General features: G+C 74.0%; 3 protein-coding genes. 2 read left to right on the top strand and 1 reads right to left on the bottom strand.

The annotated features are described in order from the left end of the window. Window positions 1-630 (bottom strand): DUF885 family protein (locus tag AC2W7G_RS14310; protein WP_485869025.1); only part of this gene is annotated, 630 nt, incomplete at its 3' end. Window positions 631-685: 55 nt separating this feature from the next. Here AC2W7G_RS14310 and AC2W7G_RS14305 point away from each other — a divergent pair. Next, the gene (locus tag AC2W7G_RS14305) at window positions 686-1,162 is read left to right on the top strand and encodes a hypothetical protein (protein ID WP_485869024.1); all 477 of its coding nucleotides are present in this window, start codon (window positions 686-688) and stop codon (window positions 1,160-1,162) included. Next, complete coding sequence (locus AC2W7G_RS14300; protein ID WP_485869023.1) at window positions 1,159-1,974, top strand: hypothetical protein; 816 nt, start codon at window positions 1,159-1,161, stop codon at window positions 1,972-1,974. Before AC2W7G_RS14305 ends, AC2W7G_RS14300 begins: the two co-directional genes overlap by 4 nt. Window positions 1,975-2,237 lie beyond the last annotated feature (263 nt).

Raw genomic sequence — 2,237 nt, 5'->3', positions numbered from 1 at the left:
CCGATGGAACTGGTCGACTGCTTCATCTGGGGCGCCGCGGTCCAGGTCGGTGGTCAGCGAGGCCGGCGCGGACGGCGAGGAGCCCAGGCGCGTGAAGAACCCGTCGGCGGACGCGTGCCGGTTCACCTGGGCCAGCACCGCGCGGACCTGGCGCTCGGCCGGGACGTCGCCGGACTCCAGTCCCGCTCGCAGCGACGCCACGTAGCCGTCGACCGCGCCGGGGACGGCGTCCAGGCGTCGCGCGACGTGCTCCCAGTCCTGCTCGGTCTCGGTGGGCATGAGGTCGAACACCTCGCGGATGCCCTGGGCGGGGGACGCGATGACGTTGAGGTCACGGCGCCACAGTCCCGCCTCGTGCTGCTCGAGGGTCAGCTCCAGCGACCGCTCCATCTCCAGGCGGGTGACCCGGTCGACCTCGTCGGCGTCCGGGGTGGCGCGCACCTGGGCCAGCGTGGCCCGGGCGGCGTCGGCGAACGCCTCGTGGCCCGCGGGGGAGAGGTCGCCGTAGCGGCCCTCGTAGCCGGGACGGCCGAGCTCGACGGCCATCTCGGGCTGCAGGTCGAGCATCGTGTCGACCCACGCCTCGGCGACCCGGTCGAGGGCGGTGGGCTCGCGGTTCTCAGCAGGCATGCGCCCAGGCTAGGCCGTGCCGGCGTCGGTGCCGACACCCCCAGGGACGGGGGATGTGGGGCGCCCGCCGGGACGCCTACGGTTCGGAGGTCACCCACCGCGGCCGGCGACCCCGGCCCAGGCCACCGACCACCAGGTACGCGCCACCGCCACCGCCAAGTCCGGCATCGCCGGCGAGTCGATCAGCATCACCGGCGCGTTCCCGCGCAAGGACGGCAAGCGGGCCGTCACGCTCCAGCTGCGGTCCGGCCGGACGTGGAAGGCCGTCCGCTCCGGACGCACGAACGCCAAGGGCGCCTACCGGCTCTCCCTGCGCGTGCCGGCGCGCACCACCCAGTACCGGGTCGTCGCGCCCCGGGCCAAGCAGGGCGGGCGCACCCTGGCGGCTCGCCGCTCGGCCGTCGGCACGGTGCGTCCGGTCGCCCAGTCGGTGCGCTCAGCTTCGGCACCAACGTCACCAGCGGCGGCGTCCTGCGCGCGGTCGTCCGGACCAGCCCGCACCGCGCGGGGCGTCCGATCAGCCTGCAGGTGAGCAACGGAGGGGCGTGGCGCACGCTCAAGACGGTCAAGGCCGCTGCGCGCGGCAACACTGCGATGGCCGTCACCGCCCCCGCGATGGGCCAGTGGAACCTGCGCGCCGTCGCCGGCTCGTACCGCGGCGCGCGGGCCGCGTCGTCCACCGTCAGCCGGATGACCGTGTCGCCCGGTGCGAAGGACGTCATCGCCTACGAGGTCGTCGCCCTCGGATCCAAGACCATCGAGCGCGGCACGCAGTCGGACACCATGTGCGGCGAGATCTCCGCCGAGAGCACGCGTCAGACCACCGCGTCCAGGCCGACCGCCGACTCGCCGCGCGTGTGGCGCGAGGGACTCGCCTACCGCGGCGACCGCGAGGTGGACGTCTACCCGGACGTGTCGTCGACCTACGTCAACCACCTCAAGGGGTGCAAGGAGGCTGCGCCCCCGGCCGACGTGCAGCCGTGCGAGATCGACGTCGACGAGGCGAAGCAGTACCCGACGGACCGGATGACCGTGAACGTGCGCATCGCCAAGGGCGCCAGCATGGGCGAGGTCATGTTCTTCCCGCCGAACGGCCGCACCCTCGGCTACCCGGGCGCCTGGGACTCGCGCTGCCGCGTCAAGGAGCTGCAGAGCAACGGCTTCCAGATCCCGGTCGCCGACCGCACGGTGCGGGTCCCGGTGGCGACCCTCCTGAGCACCAAGCCCTTCACGGTCAGGACGCAGGGCCTGTTCAAGAACGAGTTCGAGCGTGACGGAGTGAGGACGAGCAAGTCCGGCTCCTGGGTGCAGAGCATCACGCTGCGCCGCGTCGCCGCGCGCTAACCGCAGCACCCGCACGGCGCCGGGGCCGGCCTCGGGCGGTCCCGCGCCGTCGTGCGTCCGCGCCCGCTCCGGGTTGGGCCCGGGCGGTGCCGGGCGTACGATGACGACGTCACTTGTCTGGTACCCGCTCGCGGGACTGGAACGAAAGGCACCACTCATGCACCAGGGCATGCCTGCCCGCCTGCGCATCGGCGTCGTCGGCGCCGGACGCGTGGGCTCCGTGCTCGCCGCGCGCCTGCGCGCCGCGGGCCACGACCTCGTCG

Source organism: Aeromicrobium sp. PFPM2_SD2 (genome assembly GCF_057364525.1).
The sequence above is the reverse complement of the archived record's forward strand: the minus strand, read 5'-3'. Positions and strand labels throughout refer to the sequence as shown.